General features: G+C 71.9%; 15 protein-coding genes. 9 read left to right on the top strand and 6 right to left on the bottom strand.

The window, feature by feature from the left end:
- Window positions 1-229 precede the first annotated feature (229 nt).
- Both ACG2DA_RS01740 and ACG2DA_RS01735 read left to right on the top strand, forming a co-directional pair.
- Window positions 230-445, top strand: coding sequence for a CsbD family protein (locus ACG2DA_RS01740; protein WP_395253737.1), 216 nt, complete (start codon window positions 230-232; stop codon window positions 443-445).
- A 234-nt stretch (window positions 446-679) separates the two neighbouring features.
- Window positions 680-1,588 (top strand): glycosyltransferase family 2 protein, encoded by a 909-nt coding sequence (locus tag ACG2DA_RS01735; protein WP_395253736.1) that lies wholly within the window; start codon window positions 680-682, stop codon window positions 1,586-1,588.
- A 159-nt stretch (window positions 1,589-1,747) separates the two neighbouring features.
- Here ACG2DA_RS01735 and ACG2DA_RS01730 read toward each other — a convergent pair whose 3' ends face one another.
- The 3 genes from ACG2DA_RS01730 to ACG2DA_RS01720 all read right to left on the bottom strand — a co-directional run bounded on the left by ACG2DA_RS01730 (window position 1,748) and on the right by ACG2DA_RS01720 (window position 9,480).
- Window positions 1,748-2,896, bottom strand: a complete 1,149-nt coding sequence (locus ACG2DA_RS01730; RefSeq protein ID WP_395253735.1) for a DUF6398 domain-containing protein — start codon at window positions 2,894-2,896, stop codon at window positions 1,748-1,750.
- A gap of 65 nt (window positions 2,897-2,961) precedes the next feature.
- A complete protein-coding gene (locus ACG2DA_RS01725; RefSeq protein ID WP_395253734.1) occupies window positions 2,962-4,278 on the bottom strand; it encodes an adenylosuccinate synthase in 1,317 nt (438 codons plus the stop codon).
- 102 nt (window positions 4,279-4,380) lie between these two features.
- Window positions 4,381-9,480 carry a PQQ-binding-like beta-propeller repeat protein gene (locus ACG2DA_RS01720; RefSeq protein WP_395253733.1) on the bottom strand — a complete coding sequence of 1,700 codons (5,100 nt, stop codon included), beginning with the start codon at window positions 9,478-9,480 and terminating at the stop codon, window positions 4,381-4,383.
- A 244-nt stretch (window positions 9,481-9,724) separates the two neighbouring features.
- Here ACG2DA_RS01720 and ACG2DA_RS01715 point away from each other — a divergent pair, with 244 nt between their 5' ends.
- The 7 genes from ACG2DA_RS01715 (at window position 9,725) to ACG2DA_RS01685 (ending at window position 15,955) form a co-directional block, all read left to right on the top strand.
- Window positions 9,725-10,408, top strand: a complete 684-nt coding sequence (locus tag ACG2DA_RS01715) for a 50S ribosomal protein L25 (protein ID WP_395253732.1) — start codon at window positions 9,725-9,727, stop codon at window positions 10,406-10,408.
- Window positions 10,409-10,490: 82 nt separating this feature from the next.
- Window positions 10,491-11,099: an aminoacyl-tRNA hydrolase gene (gene pth, locus ACG2DA_RS01710; RefSeq protein ID WP_395253731.1), complete on the top strand. Its 609-nt coding sequence runs from the start codon at window positions 10,491-10,493 to the stop codon at window positions 11,097-11,099.
- 124 nt (window positions 11,100-11,223) lie between these two features.
- A complete protein-coding gene (rpsF, locus tag ACG2DA_RS01705) occupies window positions 11,224-11,646 on the top strand; it encodes a 30S ribosomal protein S6 (protein ID WP_395253730.1) in 423 nt (140 codons plus the stop codon).
- Between the two features lie 133 nt (window positions 11,647-11,779).
- Window positions 11,780-12,310 carry a single-stranded DNA-binding protein gene (gene ssb / locus ACG2DA_RS01700; protein WP_395253729.1) on the top strand — a complete coding sequence of 177 codons (531 nt, stop codon included), beginning with the start codon at window positions 11,780-11,782 and terminating at the stop codon, window positions 12,308-12,310.
- Between the two features lie 114 nt (window positions 12,311-12,424).
- Window positions 12,425-12,949, top strand: a complete 525-nt coding sequence (rplI, locus tag ACG2DA_RS01695) for a 50S ribosomal protein L9 (RefSeq protein ID WP_395253728.1) — start codon at window positions 12,425-12,427, stop codon at window positions 12,947-12,949.
- 209 nt (window positions 12,950-13,158) lie between these two features.
- Window positions 13,159-14,622: a replicative DNA helicase gene (gene dnaB / locus ACG2DA_RS01690; RefSeq protein ID WP_395253727.1), complete on the top strand. Its 1,464-nt coding sequence runs from the start codon at window positions 13,159-13,161 to the stop codon at window positions 14,620-14,622.
- Window positions 14,623-14,782: 160 nt separating this feature from the next.
- A complete protein-coding gene (locus ACG2DA_RS01685; protein WP_395253726.1) occupies window positions 14,783-15,955 on the top strand; it encodes a zinc-dependent alcohol dehydrogenase in 1,173 nt (390 codons plus the stop codon).
- A gap of 98 nt (window positions 15,956-16,053) precedes the next feature.
- On the opposite strand, the gene ACG2DA_RS01680 is transcribed toward ACG2DA_RS01685, so the two are convergent.
- The 3 genes from ACG2DA_RS01680 to ACG2DA_RS01670 all read right to left on the bottom strand — a co-directional run bounded on the left by ACG2DA_RS01680 (window position 16,054) and on the right by ACG2DA_RS01670 (window position 22,086).
- On the bottom strand, window positions 16,054-17,664 hold the full coding sequence (locus tag ACG2DA_RS01680) for an arylsulfatase (RefSeq protein ID WP_395253725.1): 1,611 nt from the start codon (window positions 17,662-17,664) through the stop codon (window positions 16,054-16,056).
- Window positions 17,665-17,713: 49 nt separating this feature from the next.
- Window positions 17,714-18,892, bottom strand: coding sequence for an aldose epimerase family protein (locus ACG2DA_RS01675; RefSeq protein WP_395253724.1), 1,179 nt, complete (start codon window positions 18,890-18,892; stop codon window positions 17,714-17,716).
- 89 nt (window positions 18,893-18,981) lie between these two features.
- On the bottom strand, window positions 18,982-22,086 hold the full coding sequence (locus ACG2DA_RS01670) for a proline dehydrogenase family protein (RefSeq protein WP_395253723.1): 3,105 nt from the start codon (window positions 22,084-22,086) through the stop codon (window positions 18,982-18,984).
- Window positions 22,087-22,098 lie beyond the last annotated feature (12 nt).

The following is a 22,098-nucleotide window of genomic DNA, read 5'->3' as shown; positions in this document are numbered from 1 at the left end:
GCCGCCGAGTCCGCGAGAACTCCCCCGTCCCGGCTGCGCTGGCCGGAGCGTCCCCGGATCGCCCCCGGGGTCCCGCCGGACGTTCGCCGGGCGGCCGCACGGCGTCTCCCCCGATGCCCCCACCCCAAGTCGGGGCGACGATGCGGATGTGCTCCTCGGCCGACCCGGCCTTCACCGTCCGGCCGTCCGCCCGAGGATCCCCAACCTCGTTCGAAGAAGGGACAGACCGATGAACTGGGACCGAGTCGCCGGCAACTGGAAGCAACTCAAGGGCAAAGCGAAGACTGAGTGGGGCAAGCTGACCGACGACGACCTCGACGTGGTCGACGGCCAGCGGGACGTGTTGATCGGCAAGGTTCAGGAGCGATACGGCATCACCCGGGACGAGGCCGAGCGGCAGGTCGACGAATTCGGCGCCTCCCGCACCGTCTCAGGCAGGCCCTGAACTGACCGGCGACGCCCCGCACGTCGCCCCCGACGGAGAGGTTCTGCAGAGCGGCGCAAGCGGGGGGAGACCCCGCGGCGAAGCGTGACGAACGAATCGCCCGTCGAGCTCTCGCTTCAAACTGGCGGGGGCGTCCGCTCCGCCTTTCCACAGCGGGGCTCGCGCAGTTCAATCGTCCGTCCGCCCCGCATCGCCCGCCGTCCCGGGCGGGCGCCGTCCCCGCAGCTGTTTGCCGTGCTCTTTAGCGTCGTCGTTCCGACCTACAACTACGGGCGGTTTCTCCGCGCGGCGTTGGAGTCGGTCCTGGAGCAGCCGGGCGACGATTACGAGACGATCGTCGTCGACGACGGCTCCACCGACGACACGCCCGCGGTCATGGAGCGGTTCCTCGCCGACCTGCCGGACGACGACCGCGGCCGCGTCCGGTCCGTGCGGCAGGAGAACGCCGGGCCGTCCGCGGCGAGAAACCGCGGGGCGGCGGAGGCGACCGGCGACTATCTGCTGTTCCTCGACGCCGACGACCGGTTGCTCCCCGGGGCGCTGGAGCGCTTCCGCCGGGCGGGGGCGGCCGACGGAACCTTCGACCTGATCTTCGGCGGCTACGAGGCGGTCACCCCCGAGGGCAAACGGACCCCGCGGCCGGCCAAGCCGCTGAGCGAATCGAACCGGATGAACTTTAAGCGGTTCCTGCGACGGAAGCTCGGCAGCGTACGACTCGGCGCCGCGGTGATCCGTCGGGAGCGGTTCGCGCAGCTCCGCTTCCCGGAGGGCGTGCATCACCATGAGGACGTCGTGCTGGTCGCCCAGTTGCTGGCGACCGGGCGGTGCGCGTCATTCCCGGAGCCGGTTCTCGCCGCCCTCAAACACCCGGACAGCCTGCGGCACGACATCAAGGGGCTGGAATCGGCCTCCACGCAGGCCGCCGACGCCCTGTTCGACCCCGCCGTCCTGCCGGCGGAGATGATGACGATGCGGCGGGAGTACCAGAGCGACTTCTTCCTCACCCAGTTCGGGGCGCTGGCCCGGGCGGGACGCTACGCCGACGCCCGGGCGGTCTACCGCCGGGCCGTCCGCGAATACCCCCGCCACCTGCTCCGCTGGGCCAAGCTGCGACGCTACCTGCGGATCGCGTGCAAGCGCTGAGGGACCGCCCCCGTGAGCGCGTTTCCCGGTGACTGATCGCAGCAATCCCAGCCCGGAGCGCAAGCTCCGGCGGCGCCGCGTTCTCCCCGACGGCTGCGCCGACAGCCGATGCTTGCGCATCGGGCTGGTATCAGCCGCTACGGACTTGCAGGAACCGCGTTAGCGGGGACCGCGTCTCCGCCGCCCGCGACCGCGTCGGGGGGCCCTCGCCAGGGCGACGGCGTAGTGAACCATCGCTAATTGGGTTCGCAGGCGATCCACCCCCGGGTGGTCCGGGGCGATCTGCTCGCACATTTCCAGGTCCGCTTGCGCCGCGTCGTAATCGCCGATCGCCCCGTGGTACTGCCCCATCAGGACGTGGAACCCAAGAAACTCGCTGACGTGAAAGCGTCCCTCCCGTTCCGGGTACAGCCACGCCAAGGCCAGGCGGTTCTCGAACACCGCCGGCACCTCGTCGGCTCGATCCGCGTCGAGGAGTCGGTGGGCATAGTTCAGTCGAGCGAATAGATACTGCGGGAACCGGCGGTAAGTGCGTTCGATCTCCGCGTCCGCCTCTTTCCCGCGGCCGGCAGTTTGCAGGGCGACGCACAGAAAGTTCCGGAGCGGCGGGTGGTCCGGATGGCGGTCGATCAGGGTCCGGATCTCCGGCAGCCGCCGCGCCGCCTCCCCGGCGAGGGCCGCGGCGCCGACGGCTTCGATCGCCTCCCGCTCGGCCGACGGCAGCGCTTCCAAGTAGGCGTCCGGAAACGGTTCCTCGGTGATCTCGTACTCAAGCAGATGGACTTCCTCCGGATCCCCCGCCCCGGGCGCCGGCCCACCGAACGCCGCCAGCGGACTCCGCTTCCGACGCTCCGACAGCATCCACTCCGGGTCCAGCGGGGAGAGGTCCAACCCCTCCCGCAGGACCCTCGCCTTGTTGTACATCGTGGCCGGGGAGACGCCGCACGCCGCCGCGATCTCCTCGGCTCGCAGGTGCGGGTCTTGCGAGGGGTCGGTGAGGAAGTTGACCGAGCCAACGCTGTAGACCACTCCCGCCGCCCAACTCTCCGCCTTCCCGCGGCCGACCGGAGCCCCCTCCTGGCAGAGCGCGGCGGTCATCGCCCGGCAGAGGCCGCGGTACTCGTCCGTCAGGTGGGCGTCGCAGACCGCGTCGGTCCGTTCCACGATCTCCAAGAACCGCGGTCGAAGTTTGAGGGGAACCTCGTCCAGCAGCGGGCCGGCGTCCTCTCCCTCGTCGTCCCCGGCGCGTCGCGTCATCGGCTCGCCCTCGTCGGTGTTGAGATCGCCCCCGCCCGCCGGGTGCGGCACCGCACTCTACCGGAGGCCCGTCGGCGGCGCCCAACCGGGCCGGCCGAGCCCCCGCCCGGGCGGCCTCACACCCGGATGGTCTGAGCCCGGTCCGGGCCGACGCCGACGTATTTCAACTCCGTGCCCAGCACCTCGGCGACCGTTTCCAGGTAGGTGCGGGCGTTCGCCGGGAGGTCGGCGTAGGTGCGGCAGCCCGTCGTGTCCTCGCTCCAGCCGGGAAGCGTGCGGTAGACCGGCGTCGCCTCGGCGAGGTCGTCGGCGTGGCTGGGGAAGTCGGTCGTGCGTTGGCCGTTCAGCTCGTAGGCCTCGCAAATTTTCACCTCCTCGAAGCCATCCAGCACGTCGAGCAGGCTGACGGCAAGGGCGTCCACGCCGGAGAGGCGGGCGGCGTAGCGGGCGGCGACGGCGTCGAACCAGCCGCAGCGCCGCGGCCGGCCGGTGACGGTGCCGAACTCGTTGCCGCGGGTGCGGATGCGGTCGCCGGTCTCGTCCTCCAGTTCCGTCACGAACGGCCCGCCGCCGACCCGGGTGCTGTAGGCCTTGACCACGCCGAGCATCGTGTCGAGGTGCCGCTCCGGCACGCCGCTGCCGGGGTGCACCCCGCAGCCGGAGCTGTTCGAACTGGTCACGTAGGGGAAGGTGCCGTGATCGATGTCCAGCATCGAGCCCTGGGCGGCCTCGAACAGAATGCTCTTCCCGCTGTCAACGGCGTTCAGCAGGTAGGCGGTGGTGTCCGTGAGGTACGGGCCCAGCCGCTCCGCGAAGCCGAGGTAGCGGTCGGCGATTTCGTCCGCGTCGAACGGTTCGAAGTCCCCCTTCCCGGCCGAGGCGGTCATGGCCCCAAGCAGGCGGTTCTTGAAAGCGCACACCTCCGCGACCCGCCGGCGGAAGCGGTCCGGCCGCAGCAGGTCGCCGGCCCGCACGGCGTGGGTGCGGCCGGCCTTGTCCCGGTAGCAGGGGCCGATGCCGCGGAGCGTGGTGCCGATCTTCTGCTGGCCGGCGTCGCCGCGGTCGGTTTCGAGGGCGGCGTCCTCGGCGAGGTGCCAGGGGAAGATCAGGTGGGCCCGGTCGGAGATCAGCAGCTCCGTGCCCTCCGGCGGGACGGGGCCGCCCATCGACTGCTCGGCCCGGTCCATCTCGTTGAGCAGGGCCGCCGGGTCAAGCACCACGCCGGTGGCGATCACCGCGGTCTTGCCCGGGTGCAGCACCCCGGCGGGCAGCAGGCTGAGTTTGAACGTCTTGCCGTCGAACACGACCGTGTGTCCGGCGTTGTTCCCGCCGAGGTAGCGGCAGACGACGTCGTGCTGATCGGTGAGGACGTCGACGAACTTCCCCTTCGCCTCGTCCCCCCACTGCAAACCGATCACGCTGGTGGCGGGCATCCGGACGAAACTCTGGGCGGGGGGTTGAGCGGCAAAAAGACGAACGACGCGCGGTTCGCGCCGCGCGCCGACGCCCCACCCTAGCGATCGTCGCGGCGTTCGTCAGCGCGGCGGGCCGGCATCCAATCGCCGCCGCAGCGCGTCCCGTTCCAGCGCCTCGCGGGCCGCCCTGAACCGGGCCTCCGCCTCGCCGCGGGCCTGGAACCGTTCGATCGCCCGCCGACGCTGCGGCTCCCGGGCCGCCTCCCGCCGTTGGGCAGCCATGCGGGCCGCGGCCCCGGGGAGAATCTCGGCGGACGCCGCATCGATTGCGTCCTCCTCGCCGGATGAATCTTCCCCGTCGGCCGCCGCGGGCTCGGCGGCGGGCTCGACCGGGAGGAGCCGCACCCGCCAGTACTCCTGGGTGCGGGCGTTCGTGTTCCACAGGTGCAGGGCGTCGCCGGCGGGCGTCACGGCGCTCTGCTCCAACTCGTCGAGCACCGGGACGACGGTCCGCAACAGCTCCCGGCCGGTCGCTTTATCGAGGGCGAGGACCTCCACCTCGGTGAGCTGCCCCCGCGGGGCGTCTTTCTCCGCGGTCAGCAGCGTGACGAACGCGGCCCGGTCGATGCCGTCGTGCAGCAGTTCGACGCCGGGGGCGTTCGTCCGCCACAGCCGTCCGCCGCCGCGGGAGAAGACGTCCAGCGTGCCGCCGATCGTGGTGGTGGGCAGATCGTCGATGCTGTACTGCCGGGAGGAGCCGCGGCTGGGCCGGGCGACCAGCAGCACGCGGTCGGCGTCGGACAGCGCCGCCAGCGATGCCCCGCCGGTGTTCACCCCGCCCAGCACCGTCGAGGCCCCGGTGCGGAGGTCCACCAGCAGGCCGTCGTCCTCCGTGTCCTCGTCCCCGTCGTCGGGGGTGACGATCACCGCCGTCGGCGGGCCGGCCTCGGGCAGGACGATCATCTTCGCCTCGCTGTCGACCCCGCGGATCCACAGCGGGCGGTCGTTGCCCGGATCCCAGGAGGTGAAGAAGTACCCGCCCGCCGGGCCCTCCACGACGTGCACGACGCCCGCCCCGGCGATCGCCAGCGCCCGGGCGGCGACGTTCAACGCCCGGTCGGCGGCCTCCAGCGGAGCGCCCTCGCGGGCCGTCAGGGCCAGTCCGCCCTCCCCGGCGCTACTGCGGGGGGTCACGATCACGGCGGTGGAGGTCGCCACGGCGACGGCGTCCTCCGGCTCCAGCCGACGGCGAACCCAGATCGTCTCGCCGGTCAGGGCGTCCAGCACGGTGAGGACGCGGTCCTCCAGCACGACCACGACCTCGGCGTTCGCGGCGACCACCCCGCTGAGCGGCCGCCGTGAGGTGGTCCGGGCCCAGCGGGCGGCCCGCTGCATCGTCCGCGGCCCGCCTTCGGTATGCGCCGGCACGCCCAGGGCCAGATCGCCGGGGGCGGCCGGCTCGGCGCCCTCGACCGGGCGGCTCCACAGCGTGGCGCCGGATTGCGGGTGCAACGCCGCCACGGCGCCGCGGGTTACGGCGAAGATCACGCCGCCCGCCGCCGCCACCGCCGGTCGGGCCGTCGTCCCCCCGGCGCCGTAGGAGAGGAACGCCTGCTGCCCCCGCATCTGGATGAGTTGCCGGGCGGTCGAGTACGGCGTGTCGCCCAGCAGCGGGAAGCGGGCCGCGACCGTCGGCCGGACGCCGGAGGCGTCCGCGGCGCCGACGTTCAGCACGTCCAGCCGGGTGCCGTCGCCGGAGGCCACCAGCACGTGGGAGCGGAAGAACGGCCGCACCGTCGCCGGGGCCGGCAGGGCGGACGGCGGACGGACCTGCAGATCACCCGCCAGCGCCTCCAGAACGGCGGCGGACTCCGCATTGTCTCCCGCAGACTCGCCCCCTAACTCCCGCAGACTCCCAAGCAACGCCTCGGCCCGCTCGGCGACGGCGTCGTCGCGGTTGTCGGCGAGCCGGAGGAGGACCAATTCCGCCGCCCCCGCCCGGCCGGCGGGCGTTGCGGCGTCCGCGGCGGCGAGAGCGGCCTCCGCCCAATCCAAGGTCGCCTCGGCGATCGCCGGGTGGAAGGGGAGCAATTCCGCAGCGGGGGCGGTCGGGGGCAGGCCGTCGGCCGCGTCGGCCAGCCACGTTTCGGCGAGGGCGTCCACGGCCTCGCGGCCGGCGACGGCCGGGGCGGAGGCCCCCTCGCGGCCCCCGGCCTCCCAGATGAGGCGAAGCGCCCGAGAGACGTCCCGACTCAGCCGCACCTCCGCGTCCGGGGCGGGGGCGTCCGGCTCGGCGGCGGGGGGCGGCGGGGCCCCGCCCTCCGCCGCGGGCGCCAGCGGGTTCGCGTCCGGCACGGCGCCCTCCCGCAGCCGATCCTTCATCAACTCGCTCAGGGTCGCGACCGCCTTCGCCGGTTCCCCGCGAACGCGAAGCCGATCGGCCCGCAGACGGGCGGCGGCGATCTCACGGGCCGGGGTGTCGGCGAGGCTCGCCAGCCGGTCCAGCAGTTCGTCCTGCCGGTCCGGCTCCGGCGACGGCTCGCCGGGCGCCCCGAGGATCGCGTCCCGCAGGGTCGCCCGCAGCAGGCTCCGGTACCGCTCGGCGTCCGCGGGGGAGAGGCCCGGCGGCGGAGCGTCCAGCGGGGCGTCGCCCCGGATCGCGTCGAGCTTCGCCAGCACCTCGGCCGTTTTGCGGGCGGTCCGCAGCAGCTCGGCCTCCCGGAGGGCCAGCAGCGGCCCGGCCGGCGCGCCGGAGTCCGCCGCGGCGGCGAGGTCCGCGGCCAGGCCGGCCCGGTCCTCGAACCCGACGAAGCCGCTGGGGCCGACGCTCAGCAGGCGTCCGCCGGAGACGCCCAACGCCCCCAGCCCGCGGGCCGGGCCGCCGGCGTCGGTGCGGCGGGAGATTTCGACCCGCTCGCCGGTCGCGGCGTCCAGCGTGATCAGCGCCCCGCCGGAGACCGGCACCAGCAGCCGGCCCCCCGCCACCAGCGGCATCCCGCTGGGCCGGCCGAGCTCCTTCGGCAGCGTGTAGGTCCAGACGCGGGCGGCGCCGTCCACCAGGGAAACCGCCGCCAGACTCGCCGGACCGACCAGCACGAAGGCCCCCTCCTCCGCCGTGGGCTTGCCGAGGGCTTTGTTCCCCGCGAAGACCGAGCCCGGCAGCAGGGCGGCGACGGCCTTCCAATCGCGGCGGCGCTCCGGCGGCCGGGAGGGCCACAGCGGTTCGCCGGTCAGCAGGTCCAGGCCGTACAGGCGATCCTCGCCGGGCGGGGTGACGATCAGCTTGCGACCGAGAACCCGGGGCGGCCCGGGCCGCCAGTAGTCCTTGAGAGCCTGCGGCAGGACGTTCGCGGAGTTCATGCCGATCCGCAGGTTGCGGAAGCCGCCCCCGCCGACGTCCTGCTGTTCGTACACCCGCTCGACCCACAGCACCTCGCGGGTGAGGCGGTCCACGCCGGCCACCCAGCCGACGGTGGTGGGCACGACGATCACGCCCCGCTCCACGACGCACCAGGCGCCCCACTCCGCCCGGACGGGGTCCTCGTTGATGGAGGCCTCCGCCGTGGCGACGTTGCGGTGCCAGCGGGCCCGCCCGGTCACCGGATCCAGGCAGAACAGGTCGATCCGCCGCAGCCCCTCCGCGGCGACGCGCTCCGCGACGACGAACAGGTCCCCGCCGTCGACCGTCGGCGCCGCCAGCGGCCGCCAACCGGCCAGCGGCAGGTCGAACGGTTCGTCCCGCAGGGTCCCGCCGACCTCCCAGTCCAGCCGCCCGGTGTCCAGCCGGTAAGCGACCAGCCGCACCGGCCGGCCGAGGGCCCCGGGCGAGCGCCCCGTCAGGCTGATCGGGGGGCCGGCGGGGTCTTCGTCGGCTTCCAACAGGAAGACGCGGGCGCCGTCGGTCGTCAGCTTGCCGAACGCCGCCTCGCGGTAGACGGCGGAGACGGTCTCGTTGCGCTCCGCTTCGCTCTGCGACCGCGAACGCTGGTAGCTCATCCGCCGCTGGGACGCCCCCCGCACCGCCAGGCCGGAGTCGCGGCTGCGCCACTGCACCTCGCCGGTCACGGCGTCGACCGCCACCACCCCGGCGGTCGTGCGGGAGAGGGCCAGGTCGCGGCCGCCCACCGTCACCGTCAGCGGCTCCCAGACCGGCAGCAGGGCGGCCCCGCTCCGCTGGAGGCGGTCCACGGCCTCACGGAAGTCCTCCCGCTCCGTCGGGTCGGCGACGATCGGCACGGACCACCGCGGCACCAACAGGGGGTCTTCGATCCGGGCCGGCGGAACCCCCTCCCCCGCGGCGTCGGCCCCCGCGAGGGCCGCGGGCACGCCGTCGGCCTCGGCGGCCGGCGGCAGACCGAGGGCCTCCCGGGCGGCGGGGGACGTCGCGGCCCACAGCTCCGCGGCCAGTTCCGGGCTCCCGCCCCGGGCGAACGCCGCGACGACCGCCGCCCGCCGGCGGGGGTCGTTCAGCAGGAACGCGGCGTGTTCGGCGTTCCGCAGTAGGTCGACGAACCCCCGGACCGCCAACCCCGGCTCCCCGCGGTCGAGGTGCAACAGGGCGAGGCGGACGCGGGCGTCGCGGGCGGCGTCGGTCGTGGGGAACCGCACCGCCACGTCGCGGATCGCGGCGGCGTCGCCGTTCGCCACCGCCTCGTCCAGCGCCTGCCGAGCCGCTCCGCCCAAGCGACGCTCCAGCGCCCGGCGCTCGCCGGCGGGGAACTGCTCGAACAGCCGCCGAGCCTCGTCCACCACCGTGGCGGAACGCCCGTTGGAGAGCCGCACGACCTCCCCCTCCGCCTCGCCGAGGATGAAAAGCAGGGCGTCGGAGGCCCGGTCCCAGTCGCCGGCCTCGATCGCCCGGCTGATCGCCTTCAACTGGCGGACGCGTTCCGGGTTCTGCGGGAAGCGGGCGTCGACCGAGTCCGCCTCCCCGTCTTCGGCGGGGAAGTCGTACCGCCCGGCGCCGGCCGCGGGTTCGGCGAGGGGCCGGGCCGCCTCCTCGCCGGTCCCGTTCTCGAATTCCTCCAGCAACCCCAACGGCTGCTGCCCCCGCGCCGAGGGGACCAACCCGGCCGGGGCGAAGGCGGCCGCGGCGACCGACAACAGCCCGACCGCCCGCAGCGCCGTCGCCCGCAGCCCGCCCGCCGACGGGCGGCCCCCGCGGCGGACGCCCCGGCCGGGATCGGGGCGGCGGGAACCGAGGCGGAACGGGTGCGACACGGGGGCGACTCCGACGGCGACCGGGGCGGGTGCGGGGTCCCAGTGTACCCGCGACGGCGCCTCACGTTCCCCCATCTCGCCGCACGTCCCCCCGCGCGGCCGGGGGGTCGCGGATTGCTTGCGCGACGGTCGGTTGATGGTCCGGGCGGGGGCCGATACCCTGCCCCGCTTCTCCGAACCGCCCCCGCCGCGCCCGGTCCGCCAAGACCCCGGCCGGCCCCGTCGATATTTCCGTTCGCTCCGCATGGCCGCCGACCCCACGCTCCTCGCCGAATCCCGCACCCGGCCGGGCACCGCGGAGAGCCGCCGCCTCCGCGCCCGCGGCATCGTGCCCGGCGTCGTCTACGGCCACGGCGAGGGCTCCGTGGGCATCGCCGTGCCCGCGCACGACCTCCGGCCGATCCTCGCCAGCGGCCATCAGGTGGTCGACCTGAAGCTGGACGGCAACGTGCAGAAGTCGATCTTCAAGGAGGTGCAGTACGACACCTTCGGCCAGCACGTCCTGCACTTCGACCTGCAGCGCGTCAGCGCCGACGAGAAAATCGAAACGGACATCCGGGTCGTCTACACCGGCGTCGCCCCCGGCTCCGAGGCGGGCGGGGTCGTCCAGCACGATCTGGACTCGGTCCACATTCGCTGCTCCGCCGTCTCCATCCCGGACCAGATCGAGGTCTCGGTCTCCGAGATGCAGGTCGGCGACGAAATTCGCGTGGCGGATCTCGTCCCGCCCGAGGGCGTGGAGTTCCTGACCGACCCGCACACCCGCGTCGTGCACGTGATCGACGCCGACGAACTCGCCGCCCGGCAGGAAGCCGCCACCGAGGCCGCCACCGTCGACGCGCTCGAACCCGAGATGGTCGGCGAGGGCGACGAGGACGCCCCGGCCGCGGAGGACGACGACGCCCCCGCCGACAAGGAGGAGGGCTGATCGTCGTCCCGCCCGCCCCTCCGGAGGTCCGCCTCCGGCTTGAGCGGGGCGTCGCGGACAACTGCGGCGCGGGAGTCCTGCGATGAAACTGGTCGTCGGTCTCGGTAATCCGGGCGACCGCTATCGCGGCACCCGGCACAATGTCGGTTGGGAGGTGCTGGCCGAGTTGGCCCGCCGCCACGCCCCCGACGCCCGGCCGGAGTCGAACTTCGAGGCGGAAACCCTCCGCGTCGAGGTTCCCCCGGGGAAAGGACGCCCGGTCTTCGAGAGCGCCAAGGCGCTGCTCGTTTCGCCGCTGACCTACATGAACCTGTCCGGCCGCAGCGTCGCCGCGGCCACCCGGTTCCACAAAGTCGATCCGGCCGACGTGCTGATCGTCTGCGACGACCTGAACCTCCCGCCCGGCCGCCTGCGGCTGCGGGGGAAAGGGTCCGCCGGCGGGCAGAACGGCCTGAAGGACGTGATCGCGAAGCTCGGCACGGACGAATTCCCCCGTCTGCGGGTGGGCGTCGGCCGCCCGCCGGGCCGCGTCAGCGCCGCCGACTACGTGCTCTCCCGGTTCACGCCGGAGGAGCGGACCGAACTCGACCTCGCCGTGCAGGACGCCGCCGACGCCGTCGAACTGTGGCTGACCCGCGGTCTCCAGACCGCGATGAACGCCGCAAACGCCCCGCCGCCCGGCGGGGACTGACCCACCGCCCCCACACTTTTCCCCGTTCCGCACCCACCGCCCGTCCGACGGGCGGCCGCCCGCACCCGATCGGCGCTCCGGCGCCCCTCGACCGCCGGCGGTCCAGCGACCCACGCCCCACGCCATGCCCGCCACCGCCGAAGCCCCCTCCGCTGAGTCCTCCGAACACGCGCACGACCCCGCCGTCGAGGGGCTGTACGAGGGGATGTTCGTGTTCGACTCCGCCGACTACGCCACCGACGGCGAGGAGTACGTCGCCCGCGTGCTGGAGCTGATCGAGAAAGCCGGCGGCTCCGTCGACGCCGACCGCATGTGGGTCGACGGCCGCCTCGCCTACCCGATCCGCAACAAGCGGAAGGGCGTGCACCACATCGTGCTGTTCCGCATGCCCCCCGGGAACGTCAAGGACCTGGACCGGGCCTGCAAGCTGGAGGATCGCATCCTGCGGCACATGGTCATCCGGCCGCCGGAAGAGATCTACCACGCCACCGTCGAGGTCGTGAACCCCTCCGAAGAGGGCGACGACGAGGTCGAGATTCCGGAGTGACCCGCCGCCCCGGCGCCTGACGGGTTCCCCGAAGAAATGGGGCGCCGGTCGGGCGGCCCGGGGTTCCGTCCGGCGGCGCCGCTTCGTAGTGTACGCACCGCCAGTTTGCCTCCCGACCCGCGAAAGCCCGCCCGTGGCCGCCAGCTTCAACCGCGTCATCATCATGGGGAACCTCACCCGGGACCCCGAGGTGCGCTACATTCCCAGCGGGATGGCGGTGTGCGACCTCGGCGTGGCCGTGAACCGGTCGTGGTACGACAAGCAGTCGAACTCCCGAAAGGAAGAGGTGACGTTCGTGGACGTCACCCTGTGGGGCCGCACCGCGGAGGTCGCCGGCGAATACCTGTCGAAGGGCCGCAGCGTTCACATTGAGGGTTACCTCAAGATGGACGAGTGGCAGGACAAGACCTCCGGCCAGAAGCGGACGAAGCTGAAGGTCGTCGCCGACAGCATGCAGATGGTCGGCGGCCGCGGCGACGACGACGGCGGCGGCCGGTCAGGCGGCGGCGGCTCGGCGGGCGGCTACCAGCGGGGCAACCGCGGCGGCGGCGGCGGGCGGCAGTCCTCCGGCGACGACTTCGGCGGCTCCTCCGGCAGCCCGGCCGACGACTACTACGACCAGAGCGCCCCCGCCGACCTCGGCGACGACGAAGTCCCCTTCTGACGCCCCCGCCGCTCTGACGCCCCCGCCGACGTTTCCGCCCCCCGTTTTCGCATCTGCCCGCCGGCCGTCGCCGCGCCTTTCCGAATCAACACCCTCACGTTCGCTGACGCTCCGATGACCTCCCCCACCAAGAAACGCGCCCGCACCTCCCGCAAAGGCGTCGGCGGTTCGAGCAACTCCTTCGTCGAAGTCCTGCTCGCCGAGCCGATCGTCGGTCAGGGCGACCGCGGGGAGATCGTCCGCGTGCGGCCCGGCTACGCCCGCAACTACCTGCTGCCGATGGGCCTGGCGACCGTCGCCACGGAGAACAACAAGCGGCAGGTCGCCAAGCACCAGGAGCGCGTCAACCAGATCGAGGGCGAACGCCTCAAAACCCTCAAGACGACCGCCGACTCCCTGGGGCGGTACTCCGTCACCCTCGAGGCCAACGCCAACGAGGAAGGCCACCTGTACGGCTCGATCGTGCAGACGGACATCTCCAAGGCCCTCAAGGATGCCAGCTTCCCGGTCGAGCCGGATCAGGTGAAGCTCGAGGGCCCGCTGAAGGAGCTGGGCATGTACACCGTCAAAATCGAGCTGCACGAGAAGGCCAAGGCTGACGTGAAGGTGTGGGTCGTCCCGGCGGCGGCCAAGGGCTGAGGCCGGTCCGCGTCGGTTCTCGCCGCATTGGTTGCCGTCGCGGCGGGGCCGACTGGCGCGATTGTGCGGCCGATCGGGCGAATCCCGTGTTCGGGAGACGGTGAACCTGTGTTCCCGCCGCCCGACGGCCGACCTAGAACGAACGGCTCCCGAGCGCGTCCCGCCGCCTCGGGCGCCGATCGTCCGCACTGACAGGAACGCCCGTCCCGATGTCCGACCGCTTCGACTCCGCCCCCGCCCCCTGGGACGCCGACGGCGGTTCGAACCTCCCCTCCAAGCGGAACAAGAAGGGTAAGGACGGCCGGGCCGAGCCGATCGACCGCACCGGCGCCCTGCCCCCGCAGAACTTGGACGCCGAGCGGGGCGTGCTGGGCAGTCTGCTGTTGATGAACGAGGCGATCGACGACGTCGCCGAGTTCCTCACCGCGGACCACTTCTACAGCGATCGCCACCGGGCGATCTTCGAGGCGATCCTCAAGCTGTCCGAGGCCGGCGCCCGCGGCATCGACCTCGTCACCGTTGCCGACAAGCTCGCCCAGACGGGCAAGCTGGAGGAGGCCGGCGGGCTCGTCTACTTGGACGAGGTGCTCACCAGCGTGCCGCACGCGGCCCACGCCAAGTACTACGCAGAGATCGTCCGCGAGAAGGCGGTCCAGCGGACGCTGATCTACGCCTGCACCGAGGTGCTCAGCGAGTGCTACGACTCCTCCCGCCCCGTGCAGGAGGTGCTCGACTCGGCGGAACAGAAAATCTTCGCCATCTCCGAGCAGCAGGACGGCGGCGAGAAGATCGCCATCGACCAGATCCTGCAGATGGCCTGGGACCGCATCGAGGAGCGGGCCAACAGCGAGGGCGACGCCACCGGCCTGCCGACGGGCTTTTTGGATCTCGATCAGAAGACCAACGGTTTCCAGCCGGCGGAGCTGATCATTCTCGCCGCCCGCCCCTCGATGGGCAAAACGGCGCTCGTCTGTAACTTCGCCGAGGCGATCGCGGACAAGACCGGCAAGGGCGTGCTGCTGTTCAGCCTGGAGCAGAGCAAGCTGGAACTCGCCGAGCGGTTCCTCTGCATCCGGGCCCGGGTGAACGGCCACAAGCTGCGGGCCGCGGACTTCGACGACGCCGAGCGCCACCGCCTGATGGTCGCCAGCGGCGAACTGAACGAGATGCCGCTGTTCATCGACGACAAACCGGGCCGGACCGTCTCGCAGATCGCGGCGATCGCCCGGCGGCTCAAACGGCAGGCGGACCTCGGCATCATCATCGTCGACTACCTCCAGCTCGTGGAGCCGGAGGACAAGAAGGTGCCCCGCGAACAGCAGATCGCCTTCATCTCCCGGCGGCTGAAATTCATCGCCAAGGAACTCGACATCCCCGTCATCGCCCTGGCCCAGCTGAACCGCGGCGTGGAGCTGCGCGAGGACAAACGCCCCCGGCTGGCGGACCTGCGGGAGTCCGGCGCCATCGAGCAGGACGCCGACCTGATCGCCTTCCTGCACCGCCCGGAGATGTACGACGCCGAGGACCGCCCCGGCGAAGCCGAGATCGTCATCGCCAAGCACCGCAGCGGCCCGACGGGCATCGTCACGCTGACGTGGCGGGCGGAGTGCATGCGGTTCGAGGACTACGCCGGCACCGCCGGCCCGGACTACGCGGTGTCTGAGGGCTTCTGAGTCGGACGGTCGTCGCCGGGCTCGCCCGATCGGCCGGTGCGGGTCGGCCCCGCGGACGCGTCCCCACCGGGCGGCGCGTCGGTCTGCGGTGTCCGCCTCGGGGGGAGACGACGACGGTGGGCGGCTCATCCCTCCCGAGCCCCCGCCCCGAATTGCACCGATGAAAGCCGTCACCTGGCACGGAAAACATGACGTCCGCACCGAGACGGTCGAAGACCCCGAGATCCTCGACCCGAACGACGTCCTGCTGAAGGTCACCAGCACCGCGATCTGCGGCTCCGACCTGCACCTCTACGCCGGCAGCATTCCGGAGATGCGGTCCGGCGACGTGCTGGGCCATGAGTTCATGGGCGAGGTCGTGGAGACCGGCGCCAACGTCTCCCGCATCAAGAAGGGACAGCGGGTCGTCGTGCCGTTCTGCATCGCCTGCGGCGAGTGCTTCTTCTGCAAGCACGGCCAGACGAGCCTCTGCGACAACACCAACCCGGACGCCCCCAAGGTGGAGGAACTTTACGGCTACAGCGGCTCCGGCCTATTCGGCTACAGCCACCTGTTCGGCGGCTACGCCGGCGGACAGGCGGAGTACGTGCGGGTGCCGCACGCGGACGTCGGCTGCTACGTCATCCCGGACGGCGTGGAGGACGAGCAGGTGCTGTTCCTCACCGACATCTTCCCCACCGGCTATCAGGCCGCCGACAACTGCGACCTACAGGGCGGCGAGACCGTCGCCATCTGGGGCGCCGGGCCGGTCGGGCTGTTCGCGGCCCTCTCCTGCAAGCTGCTGGGGGCGGAGCGCGTCGTGATGATCGACCGCATCCCCGCCCGGCTGACGATGGCCCGCGAGAAGCTGGACGTCGAGACGCTGCACCTCGACGAAGACGACGTCTACGAACGCCTCCGCGAGATCACCGACGGCCGCGGGCCGGACTGCTGCATCGACGCCGTCGGGCTCGACGCCCACGGCACCGGCATCGTGCAGGCCTACGACACGGTGAAGCGGATGCTCGGCACCGAGACCGACAACGGCACCGCGTTGCGGCAGGCGATCACCAGTTGCCGCAAGGGCGGCGTCGTCAGCGTCCCCGGGGTCTACGGCGGCGTGATGGACAAGTACCCGATCGGCGCCCAGTTCGGCAAAGCCCTGCGGATGATCGGCGGTCAAACGCACGTGCACCGCTACCTCGACACGCTCTTCGAGCACGTCCAGAACGGCGTGGACGCCAGCTTCCCCATCACCCACCGGGCGAGCCTGGACGAAGCCTCGGACCTGTACGAAACCTTCCGCACCAAAGAGGACGAGTGCGTGAAGTGCGTCATGACCCCGGGGGCGTGACCGCGGCGAGCGAGCCCTTTCACAGGCGGATCGTCCCGGACCCGGGGAGGGTCCGGGACGCTGCCGTTGCGCCGACCGACGGCGAACGGCCGCGTTCTCTACCGGCCCCGCCGGTTGAGGAACTGGTACATGTTGAACCGTTCCGGGAACGCTACGCCGGTCTCAGTTGCCCACGCCTCCCAGCGGGCGACGAGGTCGGCGGTGCGGTCCGGTTCGGCGGCGGCGCGGTCGTGCATCTCCGTGCGATCGGTCGCCAGGTCGTACAGCTCCCACGGTTTGCCGTACTCGCGGACCAGCTTCCAGTCGCCGTCGCGGACGGCGGCGTTGCCCTCGTGCTCCCAGAACAGCGGTTCGTCGTGAACCGGACCGGCCTCGCCGGTCAGCAGCGGGACGAGCGACGCCCCGGCGTGCGGCGGGGCGGTCGCGGGGTACTCGGCGTTCGCCAGCTCGACCGCCGTCGCCATCACGTCCGGCAGGTAGGCGAGTTCCCGCACAAAGCCGCCGCGGCGGTCGGCGTCGATCGCCGCGGGCCAGTGGGCGATCAGCGGGGTGCAGGCCCCGCCCTCGTGGACGAAGTGCTTGTAGAGCCGGAACGGCGTGTTGCAGGCGTTCGCCCAGGCCAGCCCCAGCCGCGGACCGTTCGTCGTCCGCAGCGGCGGGTGGCGGATCGTCTGCTCCGTCCCGCTGCCGAGCCGACCGCCCTCCTGACAGGCGCCGTTGTCGGAGAGGAACAGGATCAGCGTGTTCTCCAATTCGCCGGTCCGTTCCAGATGGTCCACGAGCGAGCCGACGTTCTCGTCGATCGCCGCGATGCAGCCGGCGTAGGCGGCCATGCGGGCGTCGAGGTCGTCCCGCTGCTTCGGCGTCAGGCTCTCCCAGTCCGGTCCGACCAGCGGGGCCGGGTCGAATTCGCCCTCGAACAGGCCCAGTTCCTTCTGTTTCGCCAGCCGACCGGCCCGCACCCCGGCCCAGCCGTCGCGGTACTTGCCGCGGTAGCGTTCGAAGTCCTCGACCTTCGGATTGAGCGGCCAGTGCGGGGCGTTGTAGGCGAGGTACAGGAAGAACGGTTTGTCGCCGTCGGCCTGCTCCGTCTCCTCCAGGAACTCGATCGCCCGGTCGGTGAAGGCGTCGGTGGCGTAGAAGTCCGGGCCGGTTTCAACCGGTTCGTTCCCCTCCGTCAGCCCGCGGTCGCCGCCGGGTTCGAAGTAGTTGAAGGCCCCGCTGAGCCCGCCGTAGAAGCGGTCGAACCCGCGTTGCAGCGGCCAGCATTCCTTCCGGTTCGCCCCGAGGTGCCACTTGCCGGTCATCAGCGTGCGGTAGCCGGCCGGGCGCAGGACCTCGGGGATCGTGACGCACTCGTCGTTCAGATAGCCCTGGTAGGGCCCCTCGATGCCCAGCGGCTGGCCCGGCGGGGCCGTCATGTGGCCGATGCCGGTCTGGTGCGGGTGCAGGCCGGTCAGCAGACTGGCCCGCGTGGGGCAGCACCGACCGCTGTTGTAGAACTGGGTGAACCGCAGGCCGTTCGCCGCGAGGGCGTCGATGTGGGGCGTGGCGATCTCCGAGCCGTAGCAGCCGACGTCGGAGAACCCCATATCGTCCACGAGGATCACGACGAGGTTCGGCCGCTCCGCCCTCCCCTCCCCCGCCGGGACCGCGGCCGCGGCGAATAGGACCGCAACGGCGGCGAGCGAGAAACGGCAACGGTGCATCAGCGCGGCGGGCGAACGGGAGAGCGGAACGGGACGAACGACGTGGGGCTCACTCCGCCGCGTCGGTGGTGAAGCGGAAGGTCGTCGTGCTGTTCAGCGTGTCGCCGGGCTTCAGGATCGTGGAGGGAAAGTTCGGCTGGTTGGGGCTGTCCGGGAAATGCTGCGTTTCCAGGCAGAAGGCGCCGCGATGCTCGTACGGCCGGCCGCTGGTGCCGATGATCGAACCGTCGAGGAAGTTGCCGGTGTAGACCTGCACGCCGGGTTCGGTCGTTTTCACCTCCAGCACGCGGCCGGTCAGCGGTTCGTGCACGCGGGCGGCGAGGACCATCTCGTCGTCGCCGGCGTCGCCGCGGTCCAGGACGAAGTTGTGGTCGTAGCCGCCGCCGATTTTCAGTTGCTCGTCGTCGGCGGCGATCTCTTTGCCAATCGGCTTGCCGGCGGTGAAGTCGAAGGGGGTGCCCTTCACCGCCGCCAGTTCGCCGGTCGGGATGAGAGTGTCGTCGACGGGGGTGAAGCGGGGGGCGTTGAGCGTCAGTTCGTGGCCCAGCACGTCGCCGGCGCCCTCGCCCTTCAGGTTGAAGTAGGTGTGCTGCGTGAGGTTCACCGGCGTGGACTGGGTGGTCGTGGCGTGATACCGGACCGTCAGCGTGTCCCCGAGCAGCGTGTACGCGACCGTCGCGGTCAGTTCGCCGGGATAGCCCTGCTCGCCGTCGGGGGAGGTGTACTCGAAGACCACCGTGCTCCCGATCGGCAGATCGGAGAAGCGGGTGAGCGCCTGACGCGCGGTCTCGTCACGGCCGGGAACGAACGTCTCCCAACGCACCTGGTCGAACCCGACGTCGCCGCCGTGCAGGCTGTTCGGGCCGTTGTTGGCGGGGAGTTCGTAGGTCTCGCCGTCCAGTTCGAACGTGGCGTCGGCGATGCGGTTGCCGTAGCGGCCGACGACGGCCCCGAAGTACGGGTTCACGCCGCTCTGCACGGCGTCGATCCAGTCGGACAGCTCCGGCCCGTGGCCGAGGGCGACGTTCGTCCGGTTCCCCTCCCGGTCCGGGCATTCGATGGACAGGATGCGGGCGCCGTAGTTCGTCACCTTGACCGTGACCCCGGCGCCGCCGTCCAACGTGTAAACGCGGTAGGCGTCGGCGGATTCGGAGGTCACGTTTTGGGCGGGGGCTGCGGGGACGGCGGCGGCGAGCGCGGCCGCGGCGAGGAACCGGAAGGAGATCATCGAGACGTCTCGGAAGGGGCGAACGCCGCTACCGTAGCCGCCGAACCCGCCGATCGCATGCGTCCGGGCCCGATCCGCCTCCCGGACCGTTATTCGCCCTTCCGCGGCGTCGGGGCCTTCGAGGAGCCGGGGGCGAAGCCGCGGCGCATCGTGTTCTCCGTCACGTTCACCGGGACGAGGAACTGGTGCAGGTAGTCCGGGCCGCCGGCCTTGCTGCCGACGCCGCTCAGCTTGAAGCCGCCGAACGGCTGGCGGTTCACCAGCGCCCCGGTGCAGCCGCGGTTCAGGTAAATGTTGCCGGCGACCAACTCCCGCCGGGCGGTGGCGAGATTCTCCGGCGAGCGGCTGAACACGCCGGCGGTGAGGGCGTAATCGGTGGCGTTGGCCTTCTCGATCGCCTCGGCGAAGGTCTTCACCTTGATGACGGCGAGGACCGGGCCGAACAGCTCGTCGTTCGCCAGCGGGTCCTCCTGCGTGACGCCGGAGTACACCTGCGGGTTGACGTAATGCCCCTTCTCCGGGGCGGAGGCGTCCGGCTCGACCGTCGCGGCCAGTTCGACCTCCTCGCCGAGGTTCTTCAGAGCCTTCTCGATCCGCTCCTTGGCGGCGGCGTCGATCACCGGGCCGACCTGCGTGCCGGGGTCCTTCGGCAGACCGACCTGCAGGCTTTCGACGGCGCCCTTCAGGCGCTTCATGAAATCGTCGTAGGCTTCGCTCACCACGATCGCCCGACTGCAGGCGCTGCACTTCTGGCCGGCAAAGTCGAAGGCGCTGTGCAGCACGCCGAGGACGGCTTCGTCCAGGTCCGCGTCGTTGTCGACGATGATCGCATTTTTGCCGCCCATCTCCGCGATGACCGTTTTGACGTGGTCCTGTCCCGGCGGGGTTTTGGCGGCCTCGGCGTTGATGGCGAGGCCGACCTCGCGGCTGCCGGTGAAGGCGACGATCGACACGTCCGGGTTGCTGACCAGCGGCGGGCCGATCAGTTCGCCGTCGCCGGGCAGGTAGTTCACCACGCCGTCCGGGATGCCGGCGTCCCGGAGGACGTCCATTAGCAGGGCGGCGATGACCGGGCTCTGCTCCGCCGGCTTCATCACGACGGTGTTGCCCGTCGCCAGCGCGGCGGCCGTCATGCCGGTGAGGATCGCCAGCGGGAAGTTCCACGGGGCGATGACCACCGCCACGCCGCGGGGGCGGTAGGAGAGCACGTTGTGTTCGCCCGGCACGTCGACCACGCGACCGGCGGCGAGGTCCCGCATCTGCTGGGCGTAGTAGTTGAGGAAGTCGATCGCCTCGGCGACGTCGGCGTCGGCCTCCCCCCACGGTTTGCCGACCTCCCGCACGATCCAGGCGGCCAGCTCGAACCGGCGGTGCTTCAGGCCCTCGGCGGCGAGTTCGAGGTATTCGCAGCGGTGGTCCGCCCCGGTGCGCATCCAGCCGGGGAAGGCCTTCTTGGCGGCGTCGACGGCGTCCGCGGCGTCGCGGGGGGTGGCGGCGGGCGTTTTGCCGATGACCGTCACGCCGTCGGCCGGGTCGCGGGAGACGAGGTTCAGGTTCGGCTGCACGCTGCGGCCGTTGATGACCAGCGAGTACTCTCCGCCCAGTTCCTCTTCGACCTGCGCCAGCGCCGCCTGCATCGCCTCGCGGTTCTCGGCGATCGAGAAGTCGATCAGCGGTTCGTTGGCGAAGCCGCCGTGCGGGGGGTTGAGTTCCACGTGCTCGGGGGGTTCCTGGTCGCCGGCGGTGACGGGGTTCATGAACAGTTCGGCGGGGTCGGCGGCGGGGTCGTGGGCGTGGCGGACGAACGAGTCGTTCGAGCTGTTTTCCAGCAGGCGGCGGACGAGGTAGGCCATCCCGGGGATCGCCTCCCCGAACGGCGTGTAGATGCGGACGCGGCGGCCGGCGTCGCGGTACAGCTCGGCCTGCTCCCCGGCCATGCCGTAGAGCATCTGCACCTCCCAGGCATCGTTCGGCACGTCCAGCGCCTCGGCGGCCGCCTCGGCGTGGGAGAGGCTGCGGAGGTTGTGCGAGGCGATCGCCGGCCGCAGCGTTTCGTGATGCGCCATCAGGAACCGGGTGCAGCGCTCGAAACAGGCGTCGCTGTCCGGCTTGCGGACGTACACCGGCACCGGCCAGCCGCGGGCCGCGGCGGTGACGGTCTCGTAGTCCCAGTAGGCCCCCTTCACCAGCCGCACGGTGATCGGCGTGCCGCGGTTCTCGGCCCACCGGCGCAGGTCTTCCAGGTCCTGCTCCGCGTCGCGGAGGTAGGCCTGAATCACCAGCCCCGCGTTCGGCCAGGCGCTGAACTCGTCCTCCGTCAGCACCCGCTTGGCGATCTGGAGGGTGATCGTCTTGTAGGAGTACTGCTCCATGTCGAAGTTGACGAAGGCCCCGTACTTCTGGGCCTGCCGCAGGATCGGCCGGAGCCGGGCCGCGACGCCCTCGTAGGTGCCCTCCGGGTCCGCCGGGTTGAACCGGGGGAACAGCGCCGACAGCTTCAGCGAGACGTTCACCCGGGGGATCGGGCCGCGATCGTCGGTGTCGGTCGGTTCGTTCTCCGGCCAGTCGTTGACGCTCTCGGACAGGCCGGCGATCAGGTCGAGGTATTGCCGCTGGTACTCGTCGGCTTCGGCGTCGGAGACGACCGCCTCGCCCAGCAGGTCGAGGGTGAAGGCGAAGCCCTCCCGCCGCAGCTTGCGGACGCTTCTCAGCACCTCGGGAACGGTCTCCCCGGCGATGAACCGCTCGGCCATCTGCCGGGCGTTCCAGCGGGCCCCCACGGCGAGGGCTTTGCCGACCATGCTGTTCGGGTCCCCGGCCAGCGCCAGCTTCGCCGGGGCCGGCAGGCGGGAGACATCCGTGAAGTACTCCCGCAGGTGCTTGGTGACGGCCCGGTGCGTTCGCAGGGTGGGCAGCACGTCCACGAAGCGGAAGGCCTGCACCTTCAGGCCCTCGTCGCCCATCGCCCACTCCATCAGGCGGTCGTCCCAGAACCGCTTGGAGAGCATCGAGCTGCCCCGGCGGCCCATCCGCTTCCAGTGGGCGGTCGCGATGCGGACCGCGGCGGCGTCCAGCGCCTCCAGGTCGAGCGCGGATAACGCCTCCGGGTCCGCGGCACGCACCGCGGGCGGGGGATCGTCCGCGGCGGACGCGGCGTGAGCGTGGTCGGGGTCGACGGGCGGGGCGATCGCCAAAGCGGGCGGATC

This window comes from Alienimonas sp. DA493, from assembly GCF_043951915.1.
Lineage (GTDB): Bacteria > Planctomycetota > Planctomycetia > Planctomycetales > Planctomycetaceae > Alienimonas.
The sequence above is the reverse complement of the archived record's forward strand: the minus strand, read 5'-3'. Positions and strand labels throughout refer to the sequence as shown.